This is a genomic window from Nocardioides sp. JCM 18998 (assembly GCF_055391535.1).
The window spans coordinates 417,815-441,528 of the sequence record NZ_AP043886.1; the positions used below are offsets into that span (position 1 = coordinate 417,815).

Consider the following 23,714-nt stretch of genomic DNA (forward strand, 5'->3'; position numbering starts at 1 on the left):
CGGTTCGACGCAGCGTAGCGGTCTCGGCGCGTGAACGCGCGAGGACAGGCGGACGATCAGCACGTTCTCCGCGGTCATGATCGGTGCCGGGCATCGAACGACGCAGAGCCGGCCGCGGCTCCTGCTCGGCTCCTGCTCCGCTGCGCCGGCCCGGCTCGAGCCGGGCCGGCACCTGGTCGATCGGTCGATCATCGCCGGACGACGTAGCGCGAGGTCACAGCCCCTGGGCGAGGCGGTGGTACGCGGCGTTCCAGCGGACCTGGTCGGCGAAGCCGCGCCGGGTGGTGGACTCGTCGATGACCAGCAGCTCGACGCGGGCGATCTCGGCGAAGACCTCGAACGCCTCGACGCCTGCGGCCGTCGAGAGCACGGTGTGGTGCGCTCCGCCGGCGGTCAGCCAGGCCTCGGCGCTCACGTCGAAGGAGGGGCGGGGCTTCCAGACCGCGCGCGCGACCGGCAGGTTCGGCAGGGGCGCGGTCGGCGGCACGATGTCGACGACGTTCGCGGTCAGCCGGAAGCGGTCGCGCATGTCGGCCAGGCTGACGACGACGGCACCCTCGACGGTGTCGGCGTCGAAGACCATCCGTACGGGGTCCTCCTTGCCGCCGATGCCCAGCGGGTGGATCTCCACCCGCGGCTTGGCGGTGGTCAGCGACGGGCAGATCTCGAGCATGTGCGCGCCGAGGATGACCTCCTCGCCCGGGGTGAGGTCGTAGGTGTAGTCCTCCATGAGCGAGGCGCCGCCGGGCAGGCCGGCGCCCATCACCTTCGCCGCGCGGACCAGCACGGCGGTCTTCCAGTCGCCCTCGGCGCCGAAGCCGTACCCCTTCGCCATCAGCCGCTGCACGGCCAGACCCGGCAGCTGACGTAGGTCGCCCAGGTCCTCGAAGTTCGTGGTGAACGCCTTGGCGCCGACAGCGGTGAGGAACTGCTCCAGGGCGATCTCCAGGCGGGCCGCGTAGCGCAGCGAGTCGTGCCGCTCCGCGCCCTTGCGGAGCTCGGGAACGACGTCGTACAGCTCCTCGTACTCCGCGACGAGCGTGTCGATGTCGGAGTCCGCGACGGCGTCCACGGCGGCGACCAGGTCGTTGACGCCCCAGGTGTTGACCGAGACGCCGAAGCGCAGCTCGGCCTCGGTCTTGTCGCCCTCGGTCACGGCGACGTTGCGCATGTTGTCGCCGAACCGGACCAGCTTCAGCTCGTGGGTGGCGGCCCAGCCGGCGGCGCCGCGGATCCAGGTCGCGACCCGGCGCTGCACGAGCGGGTTGGTCACGTGCCCGACCACGGTCGTGCGCGCCACGCCCAGTCGCGAGGCGATGTAGGCGTACTCGCGGTCGCCGTGCGCGGCCTGGTTGAGGTTCATGAAGTCGAAGTCGATGCTGTCCCAGGGCAGCTCGACGTTGGCCTGGGTGTGGAGGTGGAGCAGCGGCTTGCGCAGCGCGTCCAGGCCGGCGATCCACATCTTGGCCGGGCTGAAGGTGTGCATCCAGGTGATCACGCCGAGCACGTTGTCGTCGGCGTTGGCGTCGAGCATCGCGCGGCGGATCGAGGCGGAGTCCTTGAGGACCGGCTTCCAGACGATCCGGGCCGGCACGGCGTCGGCGGCGTCGAGGGTCGCCGCGACCTCCTGCGACTGCTGGGCGACCTGCTCGAGGGTCTCGGGACCGTAGAGGTCCTGGCTGCCGGTGAAGAACCAGATCTCGCGATCGGCGTAGGCCTTCGACATGTTGCTTCGTCTCCTGAGGGGATGGGTCGGGGATCGGGTCGTGCGGGGCTGTCGGGTCGCCGCGGTCAGCGGCCGTAGACGTTCTGGTAGCGGTCGTAGAGCGCATCGATCGCCGTCTGGGCGATGGGCAGCGGCTCGCCGAGCTGACGCGAGAAGTGCACCGCGCGGGCGACCTCCTCGAGCAGGACGGCGGCCTTCACCGCGGCCTTCGGGGTCGCCCCGATGGTGAACGGACCGTGGTTCTGCATCAGCACGGCGGGACTGCGGTGCCCGCTGAGCGTCTCGACGATCCCGCGACCGATCGAGTCGTCGCCGATGATCGCGAACGGCCCGACCGGGACCGGCCCGCCGAACTCGTCGGCCATCATCGTCAGCACGCACGGAATCTCCTCGCCACGCGCAGCCCACGCGGCGGCGTAGGTCGAGTGGGTGTGGACGACCCCGCCGACGTGCGCCATGTGCCGGTAGACGTACGCGTGGGCGGCGGTGTCCGACGACGGGTTGCGACTGCCCTCGACCAGGTTGCCGTCGAGGTCGCACACCACCATCGCGTCAGCGCCGAGCTCGTCGTACGAGACGCCGGAGGGCTTGATCACGAACAGGTCGGCGGACCCGTCCGGGGTGTCGTCGTCGCGTACGCGCTCGGAGACGTTGCCCGCGGTCCACACCACCAGCTCCCAACGGGGCAGCTCGGCGTGCAGGGCGGCGACGTTGGCCTTGGCCGCCTCGACGGCGGGACGCAGGCGCTCGGGGATGGGCATCGGGTTCTCCTGCATCGTGCTCTCCTGGCTCACTGGATGGCTCCGGCCGCGGCCTGCTCGGCGGGCAGGCCGGCGACGAAGCGGTCGAGGTAGGCGGCGAACCCGGCGACCTCGCCGGGCTTGGGGACGGCGACGCTGGTGGCGGCACCGGCGAAGACGGTCTCGGCGAGGTGCTGGGCCAGCGGCCTCGCAGCACCAGCGCCTCGATAGGCGGCAAGCACGGCGATGCCCCAGGCACCGCCCTCGGCGGCGGTCTCGCCGACGGTGACCGGGACGTCGAGCGCCGCGGCCAGGGCTCGCTGCGCGACGCCGGCCGTACGGAAGATGCCGCCGTGGGCGAACATCGCGTCGACCTCGACGCCCTCGGCGGCGAGGACCTTCATGCCGAGCGCGAGCGCCGCGAAGACGCCGTAGACCTGGGCGCGGGCGAAGTTGGCGAGGGTGAGCCGGCTGGTCGGGGTGCGGACCACCATCGGCCGGCCCTCGAGCAGCCCGGCGACCGGCTCGCCGGAGAGGAAGTTGTACGCCAGCAGGCCGCCGGCGTCCGGCTCTCCGTCCGCGGCCGCGCCGAGCAGGGCGGCGAAGACCTCGTCCTCGGTGCACTCGTCCCCGCGGGCGGCGGCGAACTGGCCGAAGACGTCGGCCCAGGCGCCGAGCTCGCTGGCGCCGTTGTTGCAGTGCACCATCGCGACCGGGTCGCCGGCGGGCGTGGTGACCACGTCGATCTCGTGGTGGACCTCACGCAGGGCGCGCTCCAGCACCACCATCGCGAAGGTGCTGGTGCCGGCGCTGACGTTGCCCGTACGCGGCGCGATCGAGTTGGTCGCGACCATGCCGGTGCCGGCGTCGCCCTCGGGCGGACAGCACGCGATGCCCGCGCCCAGCACGCCGGTCGGGTCGAGCCGCTGCGCCCCCGCCTCGGTCAGCGCGCCGGCGTCGGAGCCCGCGGGGAGGACCATGGGGAGCAGGTCGAGGATCGGCGCGGAGCCGCCGAGGCTGTCGAAGCGCGCCATCAGGTCCGCGTCATAGGCGCCGGTCGCGGGGTCGATCGGGAACATGCCGGAGGCGTCGCCCACCCCGAGCACCCGCTCGCCGGTGAGCTGCCAGTGGACGTACCCGGCGAGGGTGTTGAGGTGCGCGATCCGGGAGACGTGCGGCTCGGCGTCGAGGATCGCCTGGCGGTGGTGGGCGATCGACCAGCGCAACGGGATGTTCTGTCCGAACAGCTCGGTCAGCTCGGCGGCGGCCTTGCCGGTCGTGGTGTCGCGCCAGGTGCGGAACGGCGCCAGCAGCTCGCCGTCCTCGTCGAAGGCGAGGTAGCCGTGCATCATCGCCGAGACGCCGAGCGCACCGACGACGGGACGGGTGGCGTAGCGCTGCTCGACCTCGGCGAGGAGGTGGGCGACGGCCTCACGCAGGCCCTCCCAGACGGCGTCAAGGGAGTAGGTCCAGTGACCGTCGAGGAGCTGGTTCTCCCAGGCCGCGCTGCCGGTGGCCAGGACGGCGTGGTCCGCACCGATCAGGCACGCCTTGATCCGGGTCGAGCCGAGCTCGATGCCCAGCGCGGTGCGCCCTGCGGCGAGGTCCGCCCGGGCGGCCTCCGTCCTCTGCTGCTCCGACACGCGTCCGGCTCCGTTCGTGGTGGCTCGTGGTCGTCGGTGTGACGCCAGACACGAATGTTAGCGCTAACACTCGGCGGGGTGGCAAGCCCGCGCCGGCGACCGCGACGCGGCCGGCTCAGCGCGGTGCGGCCGTCGACTCCCGGACCTGGAGAGCGGCCGGGACGAGCTCGGCGCTCGGCCGCTCGCCGTGGTCGAGCACCCGGGAGAGCACCGCCATCACGCGTCGACCCAGCTCGGTGAAGTCTTGACGGACCGTGGTCAGCGCCGGCACGAAGTAGCGCGCCTCCGGCAGGTCGTCGAAGCCCACGATGCTCAGCGCCTGCGGCACCGGCCTGCCGGCCTCGTGCAGCGCCCGCATCACGCCGAGCGACATCTGATCGTTGGCCACGAAGAGCGCCGTCACCGCGCTCTCCCGGGCGACCGCCCGCCCGATCTCGTACCCGCTCTCCGCGCTCCAGTCCCCCGTCCAGCCCAACTCTGGGACGTCGATCCCCCAGGCGGCGAGCTCCGTGCGCCAGCCCTCGATCCGAGCGCGCGCGTCGGCCCAGCCGTCGGGGCCGGCGAGGTGGTGGACGGTGCGGTGGCCGAGCTCGAGGAGGTGCCGGGTGGCCAGCCGGGCACCCTCCACGTTGTCCATGCCGGCCGTGAGCGGCGTCCGTGCGAGGTCGCCCTCCACGACCAGGACCGGGATGTCGAGGGCGAGTGCCTGGGCCTCGGCGAAGACCGCCTCGTGCGGGACGATCACGACCAGTGCCTCGATCGCCCGCTCCTGCAGTTGCCGGACGGCCTGGTGGAAGGCGTCGGGTGAGATCGAGGCGAGGTTGACCAGCTCGAGACGGTACGCGGTGTCGCGGGCCGCCGCCTCGAGTCCGAGCAGCACCTGAGCGGGGCCGAACTGTGCGGTGCCCCATGCGATCACGCCGACCGACTGCGAGCGTGCTGAGGCGAGCATCCGGGCGGCCAGGTTGCGCCGGTAGCCGAGCTCGGCGATCGCCGACTCGACCCGGGCCCTGGTCTCCGGCCGGACGCCGGGCACACCGTTGAGCACGCGGGAGACCGTCTGGTGGGAGACGCCCGCGACGGCCGCGACGTCCTCCATGCGCGGGGGCCGGGCACGCTCTTGCATAGCGGGCAGGCTAACGGGTGGGCGTGGGGCGCAACTGTCACCGTGACACTTCGGAGCTGGAGTGACACTTTGAACTGTCACTCGAGGCGCCAACTGTCACCGTGACAGTTCGCAACTATCACCGTGACAGTTCGCAACTATCACCGTGACACTTTGGCGCCGCGGTCCCGCCGGCGCACCGCGAGCGCGGTGCCCGCCACACCGGCGGCGACGCCGATGGCGAAGGCGATGGGCCGCTCGGTCGCGTCCCGCACCGAGCCGCCGTGCTCACCCGGCGGGGGCGACTGCGGGCCCTGGACCGGGACGGCCTCCTCGACCACCTCGGGCACGGCGGTCACCGCGTAGGCGGCGGCGTACAGCGTGACGCGGGAGAAGTAGTTGATCCAGATCAGCAGGATCAGCGAGATCCCGAACGCCTGGGCCGCCGGCTGGCCTCGGGCGGCGCCCAGCAGCAGCGCCGAGAGCTGCTTGAGCACCTCGAACCCGACGGCGCCGAGCGCCGCGCCCTTCCACAGCGCCGCCGGGGGGAGGTCAGGTCGCGCGAGGAGCACGAACATCGCCCAGAACAGCAGCGCGTTGGCGCCCAGACCCACCACGATCGTGAGGATCGTCAGCAGCCAGCCCAGCTCGTCGCCGAGCCCCAGCCAGGAGAGCACGTCGCCGGAGAAGCCCTGCACGAAGCCCGTCGCCGCCACCGCGAGCAGCAGGACCGTGCCGAGCACGACCAGCGTGATCAGGTCACGGATCTTGCCCAGGACGAAGCTCGGCTGCTCGTACGCCGGCATCTCGAACACGACCATGAGCGCTCCGCGGAGCGAGGAGAGCCAGCCGAGGCCGGCGTAGATCACGCCGAGCAGGCCGAAGAGCCCGAGCGCGGCGGCGGCATCCTGGACCTGGGTCATGGAGAGCTGACCGTTGCCGTTCCCGATCAGCCCCGGCAGCACGTCGTTGATCGCCGTATGCAGGTTGTGCTTCGCATCCGGCCACACCCGGGAGATCCAGCCGACCGCGAAGAACGCGAGGGCCAGGATCGGGAAGAACGACAAGAACGCGTAGTAGGTGGCCGCGCCGGCCTGCTGGCCGGCCCCGACCTTGCCGTAGTGCTCCTGCATCCGCACGACGTGGTCCACCGACGGCCGCTCGGCCCGGACCTCCTCGATGCGTGCGCTGATCCGGTCCTTGAGCGAGGCCATCGATCGTCCCCCGATTGTCTCGGCGTGGCTGGTCGGTCCTCAGCGTGCGACGACGGATCGCAGGCCGAAGGTACGGCTCGGTACCCAGCCAGCCCTGTCGTCATGGACGTAGAGCGTGAACGATTCGACCAAGAAGCGGGCCTCGAAGTCGGCCAGGTCGTCGAAGGCCCGGTCCAGGACCGTCTCCTCGACCTCGTGGGCCACCGTCACATGCGGGTGGTACGGGTAGTTGAGGTCGACGCCGAGCAGGCCGCTTCGGACCTGCCGCTCGAGCTGCTCGCAGCCGGAGATGCCCTCGGCCAGAGCGATGAAGACCACCGGCGAGAGCGGGCGGAAGGACGCGGTGCCACGCAGGTGGACCTCGAACGGCTCCACCGCCTGGGCCGCGTCCGCGAGATGGCTGAGCACGTCGTCGGCCAGTGCCGACGCGAGGTCGACCGGCGGCACGAGGGTGATGTGCGGCGGGATATGACTCGCCATCGCATCACCGATCCCCTCCCGGAAGCGCTGGAGCTGCTCGCTCCAGGGCTCCGGGATCGGGATCGCCACGCCGATCGTCCGCATGCGGCCGACCCTATCGAGTCGCCGGTACGAGACCGACCCGCTCGTACGCATCGGCGAGCGTGCGCGAGGCGACCTCACGGGCGCGGGCCGCACCGGCTGCGAGGATCCGGTCGAGGTGGGCCTTGTCGTCGAGCAGCGCCAGGGTCTGGTCGCGGAACGGCGTCACGAACTCCACCATCACCTCGGCGAGGTCGCCCTTGAAGGCGCCGTAGCCTGCGCCGGCGTACTTCTGCTCGAGGGTCTCGACCGTCTCCCCGGTCAGGGCCGAGTAGATCATCAGCAGGTTGGAGACGCCCGGCTTCTCGGCCAGGTCGTAGCGGACCTCGGCCCCGGAGTCGGTGACGGCGGAGCGGATCTTCTTCGCCGTCACCTTGGGGTCGTCGAGCAGGTTGACCAGGCCGTTGGGCGAGGAGGCCGACTTCGACATCTTGATGGTCGGGTCCTGCAGGTCGTAGATCTTCGCCGTCTCCTTGAGGATGTACGGCTCCGGGATCCGGAAGGTCTTCTTGTAGCGGGTGTTGAACCGCTGCGCGAGGTCGCGGGCGAGCTCCAGGTGCTGGCGCTGGTCCTCGCCCACCGGCACGTACTGCGGGCGGTAGAGCAGGATGTCGGCGGCCATCAGCATCGGGTAGGCGAAGAGGCCGACCGAGGACGCGCCCTCGCCGCCCTTGGCGGACTTGTCCTTGAACTGCGTCATCCGGCGGGCCTCGCCGAAGCCGGTGATCGTCTGCATGATCCAGCCGAGCTCGGCGTGCTCAGGCAGGTGCGACTGCACGAAGATCGCGCTGCGGTCGGGGTCGACGCCCGCCGCGATCAGCTGCGCGACCGCGACGTACGTGCGCTGGCGCAGCACCTTCGGGTCCTGCTCGACGGTGAGCGCGTGCAGGTCGGCGATGAAGAAGAACGGCTCGAACTCGTCCTGCAACGCCACCCACTGCCGCACCGCTCCGAGGTAGTTACCCAGGGTGTACGAGTCAGCGGTCGGCTGGATCCCGGACAGGACCCGCGGCCGCGCGGTGGGAGCGGTGCTATCGGACATGGGTCCATTCTGACCTAGGCGACGGCTCCTCTCACACTGGGTTCCGGTGGGCCACCGCCTCAGGCGGTGGCGCGGGCCGCCGCCCGGGCGCGGCCGACGCCGCGGTGGAGCACCATGCTGACGCTCAGGATCGAGACGCCGACGATGGCCATGCCGGCACCGGCGAGGGCCGGGGCACGGTACGAGAAGCCGGCGTCGATCACGACCGCGCCGACCCACGCGCCCGCCGCGTTGGCGAGGTTGAGCGCCGCGTGCATCATCGCCGCACCGAGGGTGACGGCGTCCTCGGCGACGTCCATCAGACGCACCTGCATCACCGTCGCGACGATCGAGCCGACGAGCGCGACCAGGAATACCACCGGCCACAGCAGCAGCCCGTGCGGCGCGGCGAGCCAGAAGACGAGCATCATCACGACGCTGACGAAGCTGAAGTAGTAGAGCGTGCGGACCACCGACCAGCGCATCAGCTCACCGGCCAGCCAGGTGCCGACGACCATGCCGAGGCCGTAGCCGAGCACGTAGAACGGGGTCCAGCCGGAGTCGAGGTGGGCGACGGTGGTGACGGTCTTGGCGATGTAGGTGTAGGTGGCGAAGAGACCGCCGAAGCCGAGCGCGGCGGCGGCCATCGTCAGCCAGACCTGGGTGTTGGTGAAGAACGACTTCGCCTCGCGCTTGGCCGTCACGCCCTCGGCCGCCGGCATGTGCGGCACGAACCGCCAGATCATCAGCAGCGTGATGCTGGCCAACAGGGCCGAGACCGCGAACGGCGCCCGCCAGCCGGCCTGCTGGCCCAGCCAGGTGCTGAACGGGACGCCGACGACGTTGGCGATCGAGAGGCCGATCAGCACCCGGGCGATCGCACGCCCGCGGTTCTCCGGGTCGGCGAGCGAGGCGGCGACCAGCGAGGCGACGCCGAAGTAGGCGCCGTGCGGCAGGCCGTCGAGGAACCGGGCCCAGAAGAGCAGGCCGAAGCTCGGGGCGAGGGCGCTGAGAAGGTTGAAGAAGCCGTACGCGCCCATCAGGCCCAGCAGCAGGCCCTTGCGGGGCAGCCCCGCGCCGAAGATGCTCAGGATCGGGACGCCGACCACGACGCCGATCGCGTACGCCGAGATCAGCTCGCCGGCGTGCGGCACCGACACGTCCACGCCGTGCGCCACCTCGGGGAGGATCCCCATCGTCTGGAACTCGGTGGTGCCGATGGCGAAGCCGCCGATGGTTAGTGCCAGCACTGCCAGGGTCGCACTCCGGGTGGGCTGCGCGACCACCTCGGGGGCTGCTGCAGGGGCGCTCATCGGCTCGCTCTCTCTCGGGGGGATGCATACGGGCGTGCACGGGGTGCACCGGGGTGCACGCGGGGGAAACGCGCTCGTGGGTGAAGAGCGACGCCCCAGTCTCCAACCGGGCGAGGGGCGCCGCCTATTCCTAGGCACCCCTCGCCCGGTCCTCGCTCGCTCCGGTCGTCTCAGCCGGCGAGGTGCGACCACTCCGGGGCGAGCTCGCGCCACGGACCGGTCGCCGCGATCTCGCCGTCGACCAGCACGACCACCCGATCGGCCTGCGCCAGCGCTGCCCGCTTGGAGGTCGCGCCGATGACGGTGGTGTGCCGCTCGCGCAGCGCCTGCCACAGCTCGATCTCGGTGGCGGCGTCGAGGGCGCTCGAGACGTCGTCGGCCAACAGCAGGTCGGCGTCGGCGGCGAGGGCGCGGGCCAGCGCGAGACGCTGGACCTGCCCACCGGACAGACGTACGCCGCGGTGACCCACCAGGGCGTCCGGGCCGCCGGCCTCCTCGACGTCGGGGGTCAGGCGCGCGTCGGCGATCGGGTCGTCGACCTCGCGGTCGAAGCCGAGCGCGACGTTGTCGCGGAAGGTCCCGGACAGGACTCGCGGCACCTGGGCGACGTGGGCGACCTGTGCCGGGCGCAGGAAGGTCTCGGCGTCGACGACGTCCAGGTCGTTCCAGGTGATCGTGCCGCGGTGACTCAGCAGGCCGGCGAGCGCCGACAGCAGGCTGGACTTCCCGGAGCCGACCTGGCCGAGCAGCAGGACGAGCTCGCCGCGACCGACCGTCAGGTCGACGCCGCGCACCCCGATCGTGCCGTCGTCGTGCACGACGGTCAGATCCCGCAGGTGGAGCCCCTGGAGCGGCACCCGGTCGGGCGGTATCGGCGCGGGCGCCTCCCCGGCGATCAGGTCGACGCCGTCGGGCAGCCGCATCATGTCGCCGCCGCCGGCGAGCCGGCTGGTGGCACGCTGCCAGGCGGCGACCCCGGGCGCCTCGGTGACGACCGCGCCGGCGACCCGTCCGAACCAGTCGAACCCGCTGACCGCGTTGGCGACCAGCAGGGCCGTGGCGAGCCCCCACACGTCACCCAGATAGCACGCCCAGGCGGCCACCACGCCGGCCTGGACCAGCACGATCGGGATGCCGTCGAGCAGGGTCTGGATGCAGTGCTCGAAGACCGCTGCCTCGACCCGGCCGGAGTCGACGGCCTGCAGGTGGGCGTGCACCTCGGGCGTACGGCCGGCGAGCTTGACCGTGCGTGCCGACTCGACCGCCGAGACCACGGCCCGCCCGAAGCGCGCTCGCGCCGCCGACGAGCTCGCGGCGGAGCGACCGGCGATCGGTCGCCCGATCGAGGAGGCGAGCGCGCTCGCCGCCATCACGCCGATCAGGATGCCGCCGGCCAGCCAGGTGCCGCCGGCGAGCGTGGTGATGCCCGCGATCAGGATGCCGTTGACGAAGTCGACCCATCGGTCGGCGTAGCGAGCGAGCCGGTCGGCGTCCATCGAGCGCGCGACCACCTCACCGGGTGGGGTGCGCGGCAGGCGCTGCGGGCGGATCTGGCCCACCAGGACCGCCATCCGGACGCGCAGCATCACCTCGATCCACCAGCGCGGATACCGCCGGAACGCGTCGGCGAGGATCAGCGGCGCGACCAGCAGCATCGCGACCAGCACGGCGGTGAAGCCGGTCGGGGTCGACCCCGCGCCGAGGTCCTGGATGATGTGGCCCCACGCGAAGCCGGTCAGCGCCCCGAGCGGAGCCAGCACGGTCCCGCCGAGGAACTCCACGATGGAGAACAGCCCCCACCAGGGCTTGATGATCATCGCCTTCCAGGTGCCGCGGGCGAGCGAGAGCCCGGGCGCGACCGGCGGCCGCTGCGGGGGCACGCCGCTGCGGCGCATCCCGCCGACGGCGGTGCCCGTCGCGGCCGGAGCCTCGTCGGCGTAGGTCTCGGTGGCGCTCGCCTGGAGCAGCCGGCGGAACGGTCCCTCGACGGCGGCGAGGTCGTCGCGCATGCCCTGCTGGATGATCCGGCCGTGGTCGAGCACGGCGACCATCTCGGCCCGCTCGATGGTGGAGAGCCGGTGCGCGACCAGGATGCCCGTGCGGTGTGCGAGCAGCCGGTCGGCCGCCGCGACGACCCGGGACTCGGTGAGCGGGTCCATCCGGGCAGTGGCCTCGTCGAGGACGACCACCTGGACGTCGCGGACCAGCAGCCGGGCGAACGCGACCAGCTGCTCCTCCCCCGCGGAGAGGCTGGTCCCACCCGGGCCGAGCAGGGTGTCGAGGCCGTCGGGGAGACCGGCGACCCAGTCGGTCAGGCCGAGCTCGGCGACCGCCGCCTCGATCTCGGCGCGTGGGGTCGGTGCGAAGAGCGTGATGTTCTCGGCCAGGGTGCCGGCCAGGAGCTCGGTGCGCTGGGTGACGACGCCGACAGCGGCGCGCAGCGCGTGCAGGTCGAGCGTGGTGATGTCGGCGCCGCCGAGGAAGATCGTGTCCGCCGGCGGCTCGGCCGCCCGCGAGAGCAGCGAGGCCAGGGTCGACTTGCCGGAGCCCGTACGGCCGACGAGAGCGATGGTGTGCCCGGCGGCGACGCGCAGGTCGATGCCCCGCAGGCCGAAGGTGCCCTCGGCGTAGGAGAAGTCCAGGCCGCGGATCTCCAGGTCGAGCGCGCCCTCGGGGACCGGCTCGCCGCCGCGCGGCTCCTGCTCGACGGCCATCATCTGGCGCAGCCGGATCACGGCACCGACCCCGGCCTGGATGTCGGGCAGCTGGTGGGCGAGGTTGTTGATCTGACCGACGAAGGCGGTGGTGACCAGGAAGAGCGTCACGAGCCGGCCTACCTCGAGGTGGCCACCGGCGACCAGCGCGACGCCGCACACGGCGATCGCGATGAGCAGGCTGTTGAGCAGCAGACCGGCCCGGGTGGCCAGCCGCGCCTCGACCGAGACCACGTCCCAGAAGCGGGCGTGGACGGCCGCGGAGAGCTGAGCGAGGCGGCGCACGGCGAAGGACTGGCCGAGGCTGGTACGCAGGTCGTCGCGGCCGGCGATGCCCTCCTCCAGGACGGCGGCGTGGTCGGTCCAGGCGGCCTCCTCGACCACCTTCCGGCGGGAGATCTCGCGCAGGAACGGCCGGATGACCAACACGACCAGGCCGCTGACGGCCGGGAACAGCAGCCACGCGGGCCACCAGCTGAAGCCGGCCACGACCCACATCGGCAGGATGCCGAACGCGGTGCGCATCGCCAGCCACATCTGCAGCCGCAGCAGAGTGCCGACCTCGTGGGTGTCGTCGTCGACGCGGTCGAGGATCTCCCCGACCGCCTGCTCGCTCAGCTCGCCCAGCGGCTGGTGCAGGGCGGCGTCGAGCAGGTCACCCCGCAACCGACCCTCCGCGCGGTCGACGACCCCGGCCCAGGCGATCCGCCCGGCGGTGTCGAGGGTCGCCCCGCCGACGACGCAGAGCGCGAGCAGCCCGACCAGCCGGCCCGAAGGACCCTCTACGAGCTGGCCCGCGACCACCGTCCCGAGCGCCTGGCCGAGGGCCGCGATCGCCAGCGCGACCAGCGCCGTCGCCGCGACGGGGTGGCGCATCCGGCGCCAGTCGATGCGGCGGGACGGGTCGTCGTGCGGCAGGTCGGCGGCGCTCGTCGAACGGTCCGAGAGGGTGAGAGTCATGGCAAAGAAGAACCCTAGGCGCTGGCACCGACAGGGCGCTCCTGGTTATTGCCAGGTACCGCTGCCGGCCGCACTTGTCGGCACTTGCGCAGGGATTGACGGGCCGTGCCCATGCGGAGAGGGTTGCGCCATGACCCAGGCAGAGCCGCCCCTCGGCGTACCCCTCGACGAGCTGGTCGGGCTGCTCGACCTCGAGCGGCTGGGCGAGGACGAGTTTCGCGGCCGGCACACCGTGATGTCGACGCAGATCGACCACGTGTTCGGGGGCCTGGTGGCGGCGCAGGCCCTGGTCGCGGCCGGGCGCACGGTCGCCGTCGACCGGCTGCCGCACTCGCTCCACGCCTACTTCCTGCGGCGCGGCGATCACCGGCTGCCGCTGGAGATCCGGGTGACCCGCACGCGCGACGGCGGCTCGCTGAGCCATCGGCGGATCTCGGTCGAGCAGCAGGGCAGCGTGGTCGCCGAGCTCTCCGGCTCGTTCGCTCTGCCGAGCGCGGGGCCCGAGCACCAGATCGTGTCGCCCACGGCGCCGGCGGTGGAGACCCTGGCGGCCGATCACGAGGTGCTCGCCGGGCTGCCGGGCATGCACCCGGCAGCGGTCGCGGTCGACGCGTTCGAGCTGCGCACGGCCGGCCTCGCCGAGCGCGTCGCCGGGCAGGAGCCGCCGGCCGAGGTCGACGACCAGGGTGCGCACCGGCTCTGGCTGCGGGCGGCCTCATCGACGGGTGACCTGGGCGACGACCCGCTGCTGCACGCGGCGCTGCTGCTCTATGCGACCGACCTGCGGATCCTGCAGCCGGTGCTGCGTCCGCACGGCATCGTGCAGATGGCGACCACGGGCGCGGTCGTGCACCCGGCGACGATCGATCACACGGTCTGGTTCCACGCGCCCGTACGGGTCGACCAGTGGCTGCTCCTGGCGGCGGAGTCCCCCTGGGCGGCGCACGGACGCGGCCTGGCGCGCGCCGAGGTGTTCGCCCCCGGCGGCGAGCTGGTCGCCTCCGTCGCACAGGAGGCGATGGTCCGCTACGTGCGCTGAGCGCGGCGGGACGTCATCCACTCCGCACCGTCGATGGGCTCGGAGCGGATGACGTCCCGCACGGGTCAGTCCCGCACCAGCGCCCGGACGGCCTTGCGGTTGATCTTCCCGACGCTGGTCAACGGGACGGCCTCGACGATGAGCACCTCGCGCGGGTACTTGTACCGAGCCATCCGCTCCTTCGCGAACTCGATCAGCTCCTCGGACGTCGCGGTGTGGCCCGGGTGGAGCTGCACGACGGCGACCACCTCCTCGCCGCTCTCCGCGTCCGGCCGTCCGACGCAGGCCGCCGAGGCGACGGCCTCGTGCTCGATCAGGACGTCCTCGACGTCGCGCGGGTAGACGTTGAAGCCGCCGCGGATGATGAGGTCCTTGACCCGGTCGACGACGTAGAGGAACCCGTCGGCGTCGAGGCGACCGACGTCGCCGGTGTGCAGCCAGCCGTCGCGGATCGTCTCGGCGGTGAGGTCGGGCTCGTGCCAGTAGCCGAGCATGACGCCGAGACCGCGGACGCAGATCTCGCCCTCCTCCCCCGCACCGAGGAGCTCGCCGGTCGGCGACTGGATGGAGACCTCCGCGTGGGGCGCTGGCTTGCCGACGCTGCCCGGCCTGATGTCACCGACCACGGCGGCGGTGACGATCGCGGAGGTCTCGGTGCAGCCGTAGCCCTCCAGGATGGTGACCCCGAACGCACGCTCCACCTTCTCGCGCAGGTGCGGCAACAGCGGGGCGCCGCCCGAGCCGAAGGAGACCAGCGAGGACAGGTCGAAGTCGCCGTACGGCTGGTCGAGCAGCATCCCCATCATCGAGGGGACCACCGGGCTGGACTCGAGACGGTGGTCCTGGACCAGCTGGAGCCAGCCGGCCGGGTCGAACCAGCGCTGCATCACCGAGACGTGCTGCTTGCTGGCGTGCAGGCCGGCGATGAGCACGTTGAGCCCGAAGGCGTGCGAGAGCGGCAGCGGCAGCAACGACCGGGTGGTGCCCATCGCCTCCGAGACCTGCGCCATGCCGGCACCGGCCTCCCACAGGTTGCGGTGCGAGAGCATCACGCCCTTGGCCCGCCCGGTCGTGCCGCCGGTGTAGAGCAGCGCCGCCAGGTCGTCGTCCTCGCGGGACACGATCGCGCCGGGCGCCGCCTCCTCGAGCGCGGCGTACGGCACGGTGGCTGCGCTGCCGTCGTCCTCGCCGTCGATGACGATCGCGGTGATCCCGAGGCCCTCGGCCGAGCCCTGGAAGAGCGGCAGCAGCTCCGGGGTGAGGATCGCGGCCCTGGCGCCGGAGTCCTCCAGGATGTGCCGCAGCTCGGGCGGGGTCTGCAGGAAGATGACAGGCGTGACGACCGCGCCCGCGCGCCAGATCGCCTGGTAGGTCACGAACACCTCGGGGGTGTTCATCGTCAGCACGATCACCCGGTCGCCGGGCTCGACGCCCTGGGCCCGCAGACCCTCGGCGACCCGGGCCGCGCGGTCGTGGATCGAGCCGGAGGTGTGCCACCGGCCCTCGAAGAAGAGCTGGTCGTAGTCGCCGAGCCGCTCGAGGCTCTGCTCGGCCAGGACTGCGAGGTTGTGCTCACCGGTCATCGTGCGTCCTCCATGGCGATCCGTGCGACCTCGTCGAAGGCTGCCACGTCGTCCCCGAGAAGGAAACGGTCGACCTTCGCGCGCCGCCAGTACAGATGGGCGTCGTGCTCCCAGGTGAATCCGATGCCGCCGTGCACCTGGATGAGGGTCTCAGCGGCGTGCTCCAGCGTGGTCGCGGCGGCGGCCTTGGCGGCTGCCGCGGCGAGGGGCAGCTCGCTCGGGGCGTTGTCGGCGGCCCAGGCGGCCCACCACAGCAGCGAGCGGAGCTGCTCCACCTCGACGTAGACGTCGACGAGCATGTGCTTCACGGCCTGGTAGGAGCCGATGGCACGGCCGAAGGCCTGCCGCTCCTGGGCGTACGCGACGCCGAGCTCGAGGGCCCGCGCGGCGGCGCCGAGCCCCTCAGCGGCGAGGATGACCCGTCCGACCCGCTCCGCGCGCTGCCAGCGCTCGACTCCTCCCGGCACGACGACCGCGTCGGCCGCCACCGTGACGTCGGCCAGGCCGCGCGTCGGGTCGATCGGCTCACGCTCGGTGACCGTGCCCGCGCCGCAGACGATCTCACCGTCGCGCAGGGCGAGGAACGTCTCGGCGCCGATGGCGTCCAGCACCGGGGCCCCGTCGTCGGCGACGGCGATCGCGAGGCCACCGCCGGCCAGGGCCTCGAGCCGCCCGGGGGCCTGCGCGAGGAGCTCGGCGGCACGGGCGTACGTCACCAGCGAGGGGCCGGCCAGCACCCGGCCGGCCTGCTCGGCCACGACGGCGAGGTCGAGGACCGAGCCGCCGCCACCGCCGGCGGCCTCGGGGATGGTGATGGTGGCGAAGCCGCTCTTGACCAGCGTGTCGCGGCCCGGGGGCACGGTCGCGGACGGCGACCCGGTATCGAGGGCCTCGCGGGCGTTGCCCGGGCCGGCGGCGTCGGTCAGGAAGTCACGTGCGGCCGTGGCGAGGTCGCGCTGCTCGTCGTCGAGATCGAAGTTCATCCGAGGCTCTCCTTGAACGTGACGTTCTTGTCGGCCCGCGGCTCGGCCGGCAGGCCCAGCACCCGCTCGCCGATGATGTTGCGCAGTACCTCGTTGGTGCCCCCGGCGATCGCCATGCCGGGCAGCACAGCCTGGAGGCTCTGCCACAGGGCGGTGCCGTCGGCGGCGCTGGCGTAGGCCGCGTCGGCTCCCTGGACCCGGACGGCGAGGTCGGCGAGGGCGCGGGCGGTACGGGTGCCGGTGAGCTTGCCCGCCGAGGCCTCCGGTCCTGGGAACTCGCCCTTGCTGATCTTCGAGAGCTGGCGGTAGCCGGTGTAGCGCCCCCCGAGCGAGGCGACGTAGGAGCGGCCGAGCTCCTGGCGGACCAGCGCCTGCCGCTCCGCGGGGAGCGTGCCGATCCGCGAGCCGATGTGCCGGGCGGCGGCCTCGAAGCCGGGGCCGATCTCGGTGCCGCTGCCACCGAGGGAGAACCGCTCGCTCATCAGCGTGGTCAGTGCAACCCGCCAGCCCTCGCCGATCTCGCCGAGCCGCTCGGAGTCGGCGATGACGACGTCGTCGAAGAAGACCTCGTTGAAGTCGGAGCCGCCGCTCATCTGCTTCAGCGGACGGACGGTGACGCCCGGGGCCTTCATGTCCACCACGAACATGGTCAGGCCGCGATGCTTGGCGACGTCGGGGTCCGTACGCGTGAGCAGGATGCCGTAGTCGGACAGGTGCGCCAGCGTGGTCCAGACCTTCTGTCCGCTGATGTGCCAGGTGCCGTCGCCGTCCTGGACCGCCTTGGTCCGCAGCGCCGCCAGGTCCGAGCCGGAGGCCGGCTCGCTGAAGAGCTGGCACCAGAGGTCGTCGGCGCGCAGCAGGCGCTTGAGGTAGCGCTTCTTCTGGTCGTCGCTGCCGTGCACGATCACGGTCGGGCCGCACATGCCGATGCCGATCAGGTTGATCAGGCCCGGGAGGCCGAGCCTGGCCATCTCCTGGTCGATGATGGCCTGCTGCATCGGGGTGCCGCCGCGACCGCCGGCCTCGACCGGCCAGGTGACGCCGACGTAGCCGGCGTCGTACAGCAGGGCCTGGCGCTGCCGCGCGACGACGTCGTCGAAGGCACGCTGGCGGCCGTTCGCGCCGAGCTCGTCGCGGTGATCCTCGAGGAAGGCGCGCACCTCGGCGCGCCAGGCGGCCTCGTCGGGGGTGTCGTCGAAGTCCATGGGCATCCCTTCGCACGGGCCGCGGCCCGGGAGGCGAGCGGCGTGTGACCTGATGCACATCAGCCTGTGGTCAAACTTATCGGCAGTCAAGCACGGAAATGGACGAGCCCCTCCACAGCGTGCGGCGCACTCCGGGCTACGCGGCCACCCCCGGGATGTCGGCGAGGTCGTAGAAGACCGGGATGCCGTGCGCCTCGGCGATCGCGACGTCCTGATCGGCACCGCGGGACTCCCCCGGCAGCCGGAGCACGCCGTCGCAATGCTGGAGCAGGCGCTCGGCAGTGGGGTACATGACCTCGGCCGCGAGCGGGTCGCTCGGGCCGCTGGCGCCGGCGCTGGCGAGCACCGGCAGGGCGACCCACTCACCGATCATCGGCACGTGCCCGGCCCGGAAGATCGGCCAGGCCGCCTCCTCGAGCCGGCGCAGGTTCGCCGCCATCCGATCCGGGTCGCCGTCGGTGCCGGACGCGTACGGGCCGGCGATGAGGATCAACATAGGCTTCGTCATAACCGGCACGATACAGCAACAACGTGCAAGACCGTGAAAGAGTGAGGACATGCTGGCTGCTGCGCGCAAGGACCTGCTGCTCGAGCGACTCCGTCGCGACGGCCGGATCGTCGCCAAGGAGATCGCCGCCGAGCTCGGCCTCTCCGAGGACAGCATCCGCCGCGACCTGCGCGATCTGGACGCGGCCGGGCTCGCCGTCCGCGTCTACGGCGGCGCCCTGCCCGCCTCGCCGGCGGTGGCGGACTACGCCACCCGCACCTCGGTCGCGCCCGAGAGCAAGCGCCGGGTCGCCGCCGCCGCCGCCGCGCTCATCGAGCCGGGCTCGACGGTGATCCTCGACGGCGGCACCACCACGCTGGCGATGGTCGACGCGCTGCCGCGCACGCTCATGTGCACGATCGTGACGCACAGCCCCACCGTCGCCGCAGCCCTGCTGGACCACGCCGCGGACGTCTTCATGATCGGCGGCCAGCTCTTCAAGCACTCCGCCGTCGCCTGCGGCGCCGCCGCCGTCGAGGCCGCCGGCCGGATCAGCGCCGATCTCTTCTTCCTCGGCGTGACCGGCGTGCACCCGACCACCGGCCTCACCACCGGCGATCCGGACGAGGCCGCGATGAAGCGCGCACTCGCGGCGCGGGCCGCCGAGACGTACGTCCTGGCCAGCGACGAGAAGATCGGCACCGCCAGCCGCTTCGACGTCCTCCCCCTCCAGGCCGTCGCCGGCGTCGTCACCGACGCCGAGCCGAGCGACCCGATCATCCGCGACCTCACCGCCGCCGACATCCCGATCATCCACGCCCCCTGAGTCCAGCCGGCGACGCCTCCCGGAGGCGCGGACGACCGTCCGGCGCGAGCGCGGCCGAGCGAGCATGCGCCCGCCGCGGCTCTAGCGCGGAAGCCCCGCGAGGAGCTGATCCCGTGCCGGCGGCCACGCCCGGCGTACGGTCTGCTCGCTCGCCACCGCCCGCAGCATCCGCAGCCCCCGGATCGTGGCGATCGCGGTGGTCATCGCGTGGTGGAACTCCGGGCGGGCGGCGAGCGCGGGCGCGACCCGTACGCCGGCATCGCGCAGCGTCTCGACGACGGTGCCGTCGAACTGGATCAGGTGGCGGTGCAGCTCGGCGTCGGTCCGAGCCGCGACGAAGAGCTCGAGCTGGGCCTGCGAGACCGGGCCGCTGAAGATCTCCCAGAGCCGGTTGAGCAGCACCTCGTACTGCCCGACCGGATCGTCGGCGATGTCGAGCGGCTTGGCGACGAGCTCGGAGACGAGCTTGTCGGTGAGGTGGGCGAGCGCCTGCACCACGAGGTCGGCCTTGGTGGCGAAGTAGTGCGCCTGGGCACCGCGGGTCACGCCGGCGCGCTCGCAGACGATGGTGGTGGTGAGCCCGGCGTAGCCGTGGTCGACGAGGACGTCGATGGTGGCATCGAGCAGCGCACCCCGGGTGGTGGCGCGGCGCTCGGCCTGGGTCCGGCGGATGCGTGGCGGCGGCACGGCAGCAGCCGCTTCGCCGCCCTCCGCCGCCGTCGCGCTGCTGGTCACCCGCCCAACCTAGCGCTTCGTCCGCTCCGCGCACGGCGCTCCGCGCCGCGTCGGCCTCGCTCGCCAGGTCGCGCTCGCCGGCCTAGCGGACCCGCAGGCGGCGCAGCAGCACCAGCTGCTTGTTCGCCATCGCGATGAACTTCTCCACCGGCGTGCCCGGCGGTGGGCCGACCGGGCCGACCCTGGAGGTGGCGATGGTCTGGGCGTTGGTGAAGCGGGTGATGCCGTCGGAGCCGTGCCGCTTGCCGAGTCCGCTCTCCCCCATGCCGCCCATCCCGGCCTCGATCGAGCCGGCGGCCAGCGAGGCGCCGTCGTTGATGTTGACCGACCCCGCGCGGATCCGCGGCGCCATCGCCTCTGCGGCGGCGATGTCCCGGCTGAAGATGCTGGCCGACAGGCCCTGCCGGCCGCGGTTGGCCTGCGCGATGGCGTCCTCGTCGTCGGAGGCGCGGTAGAGCGAGATGACCGGTCCGAAGGTCTCGCCGAGGCAGAGCTCCATCTCGTCGGTGACGCCCTCCAGGATCGTCGGGGCGAAGACGTACGGGCCGAGGTCGGGTCGGGCGCTCCCGCCGGCGAGCACGGTCGCACCCTTCTCCACGGCGTCTGCGACGTGGCGCGACACCTTCTCCAGCTGCGCCGCGGAGGCCAGGGATCCGACCTGGACGGAGAGGTCGAAGGCCTGCCCGACCTTCTGGGCGGCGGTGACCGCGCGCAGGCGCGCCACGAACTCGTCGTAGACGTCCTGGTGCACGACGATCCGCTCGAGGTGGATGCACATCTGCCCGGTGTTGGCGAAGGACGCGTCGACCACGCCGCGGGCGGCGACGTCGAGGTCGGCGTCGGCGCGGACGATCGAGGGGTTCTTCCCGCCGAGCTCGAGCGATGCCCCGATCAGCCGGCCGGCGGCGCGCTGCGCGACGATGCGGCCGGTCGCGGTGGAGCCGGTGAAGCAGAGGTAGTCGACGTGGTCGATGAGCGCCTCGCCGAGCGTCGGACCGTCGCCGGCGACGACACCCCAGACGTGCTCGGGCAGCCCGGCCTCGGCCATCAGCGCCCGTGCCCACAGCATCGACAGCGGCGCCTGCGGGTCGGCCTTGCCGACGGCGGCGTTGCCGGCGAGCAGGGCCGGGATGAGGTCCCCGACGCCCATGTAGAGCGGGTAGTTCCACGGCGAGATGAAGCCGACGACGCCCTTGGGGACGCGCACCTCCTTGACCGAGGTCACGACCGGGACGGCGCCCCGGACCTTCTTCGTCTTGAGATAGGCCTCGCCGTGGCGGGCGTAGTGGCGCGCGAGGTTGGCGACCTGCAGCACCTCCTGCCAGGCGTGGAAGCGGGCCTTGCCCATCTCCCACTGGATGAGGTCCATGATCTCGTCCTGGCGCTGCACGAGCAGGTCGTGGAAGCCGAGCAGCACCTCGGCACGAGCGGCGTACGGCAGCGCGGCCCACGCCGCCTGGGCGTGCCGCGCGGCGTCGACCGCAGCAGCCACGTCCTCGACGGCGCTGTCCGGCACCTCGATCGTCGGCAGGGCGTCATACGGCGCCAGCGCGGCGCGCGACCCGGCGGCGCCGGTCCCTGCCGCACCGGTGCGGACCCAGCGCAGCCAGGAGGCGACGCGGGCGTCGGTGACCCAGGAGGGGCGCCAGGCACTGGTCGCCGCGGCGGACTCGGTCGGGAGGGTGGCGGTCATCGGGGCACCTCAGTTCCGGACGAGGGTGATGGGCTGGCCGTCCTTCGGGAACGGCAGCGAGTGGTTGTCCATCGGCGGCCGGTAGCCCGGCGGCACGGTCCAGTGGTAGGTCCGCAGCAGCCGGTGCATGATCGACTTCACCTCGAGCCCGGCGAAGTAGAGCCCGATGCACTTGTGCACGCCGCCGCCGAAGGGCTCCCACGCGAGCCGGTGCGACTTGTCCTCGCGGCGCTCCTCGGAGAACCGCTCGGGGTCGAAGACCATCGGGTTGGTCCAGTACTCCTCCATGAGGTGGGAGAGCTTCACCCCGAGGAAGACGTCGGTCTCGGCGGGGATCCGCACCCCCTGGACGACCGTCTCCTTCACCGTCCGGCGCGCGATCGCGGGCACGGGCGGGTTGAGGCGAAGCGACTCCTTCATCACCAGGTCGAGGGCGACCAGGCCCTCCAGCTCCTCCATCGAGGGAGCATCGCCCGCGCCGGCGGGGCCCAGCGCCATCGACTCCGCACGGCAGCGGTCCTGCCACTCCGGGTGCTGGCCCAGCAGCTGGAGCATCGTCGAGGTGGTGATGGTCGAGGTGTCGTGCGCGGCCATCATCAGGAAGATCATGTGGTCGATGACGGCCTGGTCGTCGAAGCGCTCGCCGTCCTCGTCCTCGACGTGGCACAGCACCGAGAAGAAGTCGTCGGTCGCTGTCGCGCGCTTGGCAGGCAGGTAGTGGCGCAGGAAGTCCTCGAGCACCCGGCGTCCTTTGTACGCCTTGCCCCATCGGGTGCCGGGCACGTCGCCGCGGACGATGCCCGCTGCGGCCTGGACGCAGGCGATGAACGCCTTGTTGACCCGGTCCATCTCGGCCTGGCTGGTGTCGGCGGCGCCGCCCATGAAGATGTCGGCGGCGATGTCGAGGGTGAGCTGCTTGAGCTTCCAGTACGACTTGATGTCGCCGCCGTCGCCCCAGGCCTCCAGGCCGGTGGCGATCGCGGGCTGCATCGCCCGGGTGTAGGCGTCGAGCCGCGGCCGGGTGAACGCCTCCTGCATGATCCGGCGATGCCCGCGGTGCTCCTCGAAGTCGATCAGCATCAGCCCGCGGTTGAAGAACGGGCCGACGATCTTCTCCCAGCCGTTCGCGAACGCCTTGTCCTTGTTCGCGAAGACCTCGGCGAGCGCCTCCGGACCCAGCACCATCGCGCCGGTCTCGCCGAGCGCGTTGAACGGCGAGACCGCTCCGTAGGTCTCCCACTGGTGCCGCATCAGGGCCACCGGATCCTTGGCGTAGTCCAGGGCCCGGCCGAGGAACGGCAGGCCCTTGTCGCTCGGGATCACCGGCGGCAGGTCGCGTACGTGGTCGGACGTCGCGCGGCGCTGACCTCCCTGACGCCTCTCGGGGCGCTCCTCGGTCGATCGGACGGCTTCCATCGTCATCGGCGGCACCTCGTGAGCAGCGGGCGGCGGCAGCGGGTCGTGTGACCCGCGTCATGCCCAGCGTGATTCAGGAAGGACGCCCTGTCAACCTTGTCTTTCCGGCAGATCGGCGCGAGGGTGGGGCCATGGCCGTGCAGTCCGGGATCTATCGCGGGAGGAGTGCCGCGGAGCGCTCCGCGGAGCGCCGCAAGCGCCTGCTGACAGCGACCCTCGCGGTCTGGGCCGACCCGCAGACGCGGACCACGATGACAGCGATCTGTGTCGAGGCCGGCCTGTCCGAGCGCTACTTCTACGAGAGCTTCTCCGGGCTCGACGAGGCGCTCACGGCGGTGCTCGACCAGGTCGCCACCGAGATCGAGACGGTCACCATGGCAGCGGTCGAGGCCGCCGGCGACGATCCGGCCGGGCGGGTCCACGCGTCCGTACGAGCCTTCGTCGAGCTCCTCGTGGACGATCCCCGCAAGGGCCGCGTCGCGATCATCGAGGCCGCCTCGATCCCCGGCCTGCGCCAGCGCCGCACCGAGCTGCTGCGCTACCTCGCCCACCGCTCGGCCGAGGAGGCGCGCACCCACCTCGGGCTGGTCACGCGGGGCGGACGCGACGACGAGCTCGCCGGCCTGCTCTTCATCGGCGGGATGGCCGAGCTGATCACCGCCTGGCTCGACGGCGCGCTGGAGGCGACGCCCGACGAGATCGTCGAGGCGGCCGCGCACGGGTTCCTCGGGGTCTATCGCTAGACCGGTG

Annotated in this window: 19 protein-coding genes; 3 read left to right on the forward strand and 16 right to left on the reverse strand. The window is 72.3% G+C overall.

Annotation, left to right across the window (positions count from 1 at the left end; translation table 11 throughout):
• Window positions 1-214: 214 nt before the first annotated feature.
• The 9 genes from araA to ACZ5L9_RS02040 form a co-directional block, all read right to left on the reverse strand.
• A complete protein-coding gene (araA, locus tag ACZ5L9_RS02000) occupies window positions 215-1,726 on the reverse strand; it encodes an L-arabinose isomerase (RefSeq protein ID WP_464533111.1) in 1,512 nt (503 codons plus the stop codon).
• Between the two features lie 65 nt (window positions 1,727-1,791).
• Window positions 1,792-2,487, reverse strand: coding sequence for an L-ribulose-5-phosphate 4-epimerase (locus tag ACZ5L9_RS02005; protein ID WP_464533115.1), 696 nt, complete (start codon window positions 2,485-2,487; stop codon window positions 1,792-1,794).
• Between the two features lie 29 nt (window positions 2,488-2,516).
• The gene (locus ACZ5L9_RS02010) at window positions 2,517-4,109 is read right to left on the reverse strand and encodes a xylulokinase (RefSeq protein WP_464533118.1); all 1,593 of its coding nucleotides are present in this window, start codon (window positions 4,107-4,109) and stop codon (window positions 2,517-2,519) included.
• A gap of 115 nt (window positions 4,110-4,224) precedes the next feature.
• On the reverse strand, window positions 4,225-5,235 hold the full coding sequence (locus ACZ5L9_RS02015; RefSeq protein ID WP_464533121.1) for a LacI family DNA-binding transcriptional regulator: 1,011 nt from the start codon (window positions 5,233-5,235) through the stop codon (window positions 4,225-4,227).
• Window positions 5,236-5,375: 140 nt separating this feature from the next.
• Window positions 5,376-6,428, reverse strand: a complete 1,053-nt coding sequence (locus ACZ5L9_RS02020; protein ID WP_464533124.1) for a YihY/virulence factor BrkB family protein — start codon at window positions 6,426-6,428, stop codon at window positions 5,376-5,378.
• Window positions 6,429-6,467: 39 nt separating this feature from the next.
• Window positions 6,468-6,992, reverse strand: a complete 525-nt coding sequence (locus ACZ5L9_RS02025; protein ID WP_464533128.1) for a 2'-5' RNA ligase family protein — start codon at window positions 6,990-6,992, stop codon at window positions 6,468-6,470.
• A gap of 10 nt (window positions 6,993-7,002) precedes the next feature.
• Window positions 7,003-8,031, reverse strand: a complete 1,029-nt coding sequence (trpS, locus tag ACZ5L9_RS02030; RefSeq protein WP_464533130.1) for a tryptophan--tRNA ligase — start codon at window positions 8,029-8,031, stop codon at window positions 7,003-7,005.
• 59 nt (window positions 8,032-8,090) lie between these two features.
• Entirely contained in the window at window positions 8,091-9,323 is a 1,233-nt protein-coding gene (locus ACZ5L9_RS02035) for an MFS transporter (protein WP_464533133.1), read from the reverse strand.
• A 170-nt stretch (window positions 9,324-9,493) separates the two neighbouring features.
• Window positions 9,494-12,997: an ATP-binding cassette domain-containing protein gene (locus ACZ5L9_RS02040; protein WP_464533135.1), complete on the reverse strand. Its 3,504-nt coding sequence runs from the start codon at window positions 12,995-12,997 to the stop codon at window positions 9,494-9,496.
• Between the two features lie 130 nt (window positions 12,998-13,127).
• Here ACZ5L9_RS02040 and ACZ5L9_RS02045 point away from each other — a divergent pair, with 130 nt between their 5' ends.
• The gene (locus ACZ5L9_RS02045; RefSeq protein WP_464533137.1) at window positions 13,128-14,036 is read left to right on the forward strand and encodes an acyl-CoA thioesterase; all 909 of its coding nucleotides are present in this window, start codon (window positions 13,128-13,130) and stop codon (window positions 14,034-14,036) included.
• A 65-nt stretch (window positions 14,037-14,101) separates the two neighbouring features.
• On the opposite strand, the gene ACZ5L9_RS02050 is transcribed toward ACZ5L9_RS02045, so the two are convergent.
• The 4 genes from ACZ5L9_RS02050 to ACZ5L9_RS02065 all read right to left on the reverse strand — a co-directional run bounded on the left by ACZ5L9_RS02050 (window position 14,102) and on the right by ACZ5L9_RS02065 (window position 18,315).
• On the reverse strand, window positions 14,102-15,619 hold the full coding sequence (locus tag ACZ5L9_RS02050) for a class I adenylate-forming enzyme family protein (protein WP_464533141.1): 1,518 nt from the start codon (window positions 15,617-15,619) through the stop codon (window positions 14,102-14,104).
• Window positions 15,616-16,602 (reverse strand): acyl-CoA dehydrogenase family protein, encoded by a 987-nt coding sequence (locus ACZ5L9_RS02055; RefSeq protein WP_464533145.1) that lies wholly within the window; start codon window positions 16,600-16,602, stop codon window positions 15,616-15,618. Before ACZ5L9_RS02055 ends, ACZ5L9_RS02050 begins: the two co-directional genes overlap by 4 nt.
• Window positions 16,599-17,807: an acyl-CoA dehydrogenase family protein gene (locus tag ACZ5L9_RS02060; protein WP_464533148.1), complete on the reverse strand. Its 1,209-nt coding sequence runs from the start codon at window positions 17,805-17,807 to the stop codon at window positions 16,599-16,601. Before ACZ5L9_RS02060 ends, ACZ5L9_RS02055 begins: the two co-directional genes overlap by 4 nt.
• Before the next feature lie 136 nt (window positions 17,808-17,943).
• Window positions 17,944-18,315: a DUF4406 domain-containing protein gene (locus tag ACZ5L9_RS02065; RefSeq protein ID WP_464533150.1), complete on the reverse strand. Its 372-nt coding sequence runs from the start codon at window positions 18,313-18,315 to the stop codon at window positions 17,944-17,946.
• Window positions 18,316-18,364: 49 nt separating this feature from the next.
• Here ACZ5L9_RS02065 and ACZ5L9_RS02070 point away from each other — a divergent pair, with 49 nt between their 5' ends.
• Window positions 18,365-19,120 carry a DeoR/GlpR family DNA-binding transcription regulator gene (locus ACZ5L9_RS02070; RefSeq protein ID WP_464533152.1) on the forward strand — a complete coding sequence of 252 codons (756 nt, stop codon included), beginning with the start codon at window positions 18,365-18,367 and terminating at the stop codon, window positions 19,118-19,120.
• A gap of 81 nt (window positions 19,121-19,201) precedes the next feature.
• Here ACZ5L9_RS02070 and ACZ5L9_RS02075 read toward each other — a convergent pair whose 3' ends face one another.
• The 3 genes from ACZ5L9_RS02075 to ACZ5L9_RS02085 all read right to left on the reverse strand — a co-directional run bounded on the left by ACZ5L9_RS02075 (window position 19,202) and on the right by ACZ5L9_RS02085 (window position 22,970).
• On the reverse strand, window positions 19,202-19,855 hold the full coding sequence (locus ACZ5L9_RS02075; RefSeq protein WP_464533154.1) for a TetR/AcrR family transcriptional regulator: 654 nt from the start codon (window positions 19,853-19,855) through the stop codon (window positions 19,202-19,204).
• An 82-nt stretch (window positions 19,856-19,937) separates the two neighbouring features.
• The gene (locus ACZ5L9_RS02080) at window positions 19,938-21,548 is read right to left on the reverse strand and encodes a succinic semialdehyde dehydrogenase (protein ID WP_464533156.1); all 1,611 of its coding nucleotides are present in this window, start codon (window positions 21,546-21,548) and stop codon (window positions 19,938-19,940) included.
• 9 nt (window positions 21,549-21,557) lie between these two features.
• Window positions 21,558-22,970 (reverse strand): cytochrome P450, encoded by a 1,413-nt coding sequence (locus ACZ5L9_RS02085; protein WP_464533158.1) that lies wholly within the window; start codon window positions 22,968-22,970, stop codon window positions 21,558-21,560.
• Between the two features lie 125 nt (window positions 22,971-23,095).
• Here ACZ5L9_RS02085 and ACZ5L9_RS02090 point away from each other — a divergent pair, with 125 nt between their 5' ends.
• Complete coding sequence (locus ACZ5L9_RS02090; protein WP_464533161.1) at window positions 23,096-23,707, forward strand: TetR/AcrR family transcriptional regulator; 612 nt, start codon at window positions 23,096-23,098, stop codon at window positions 23,705-23,707.
• Window positions 23,708-23,714: the final 7 nt, after the last annotated feature.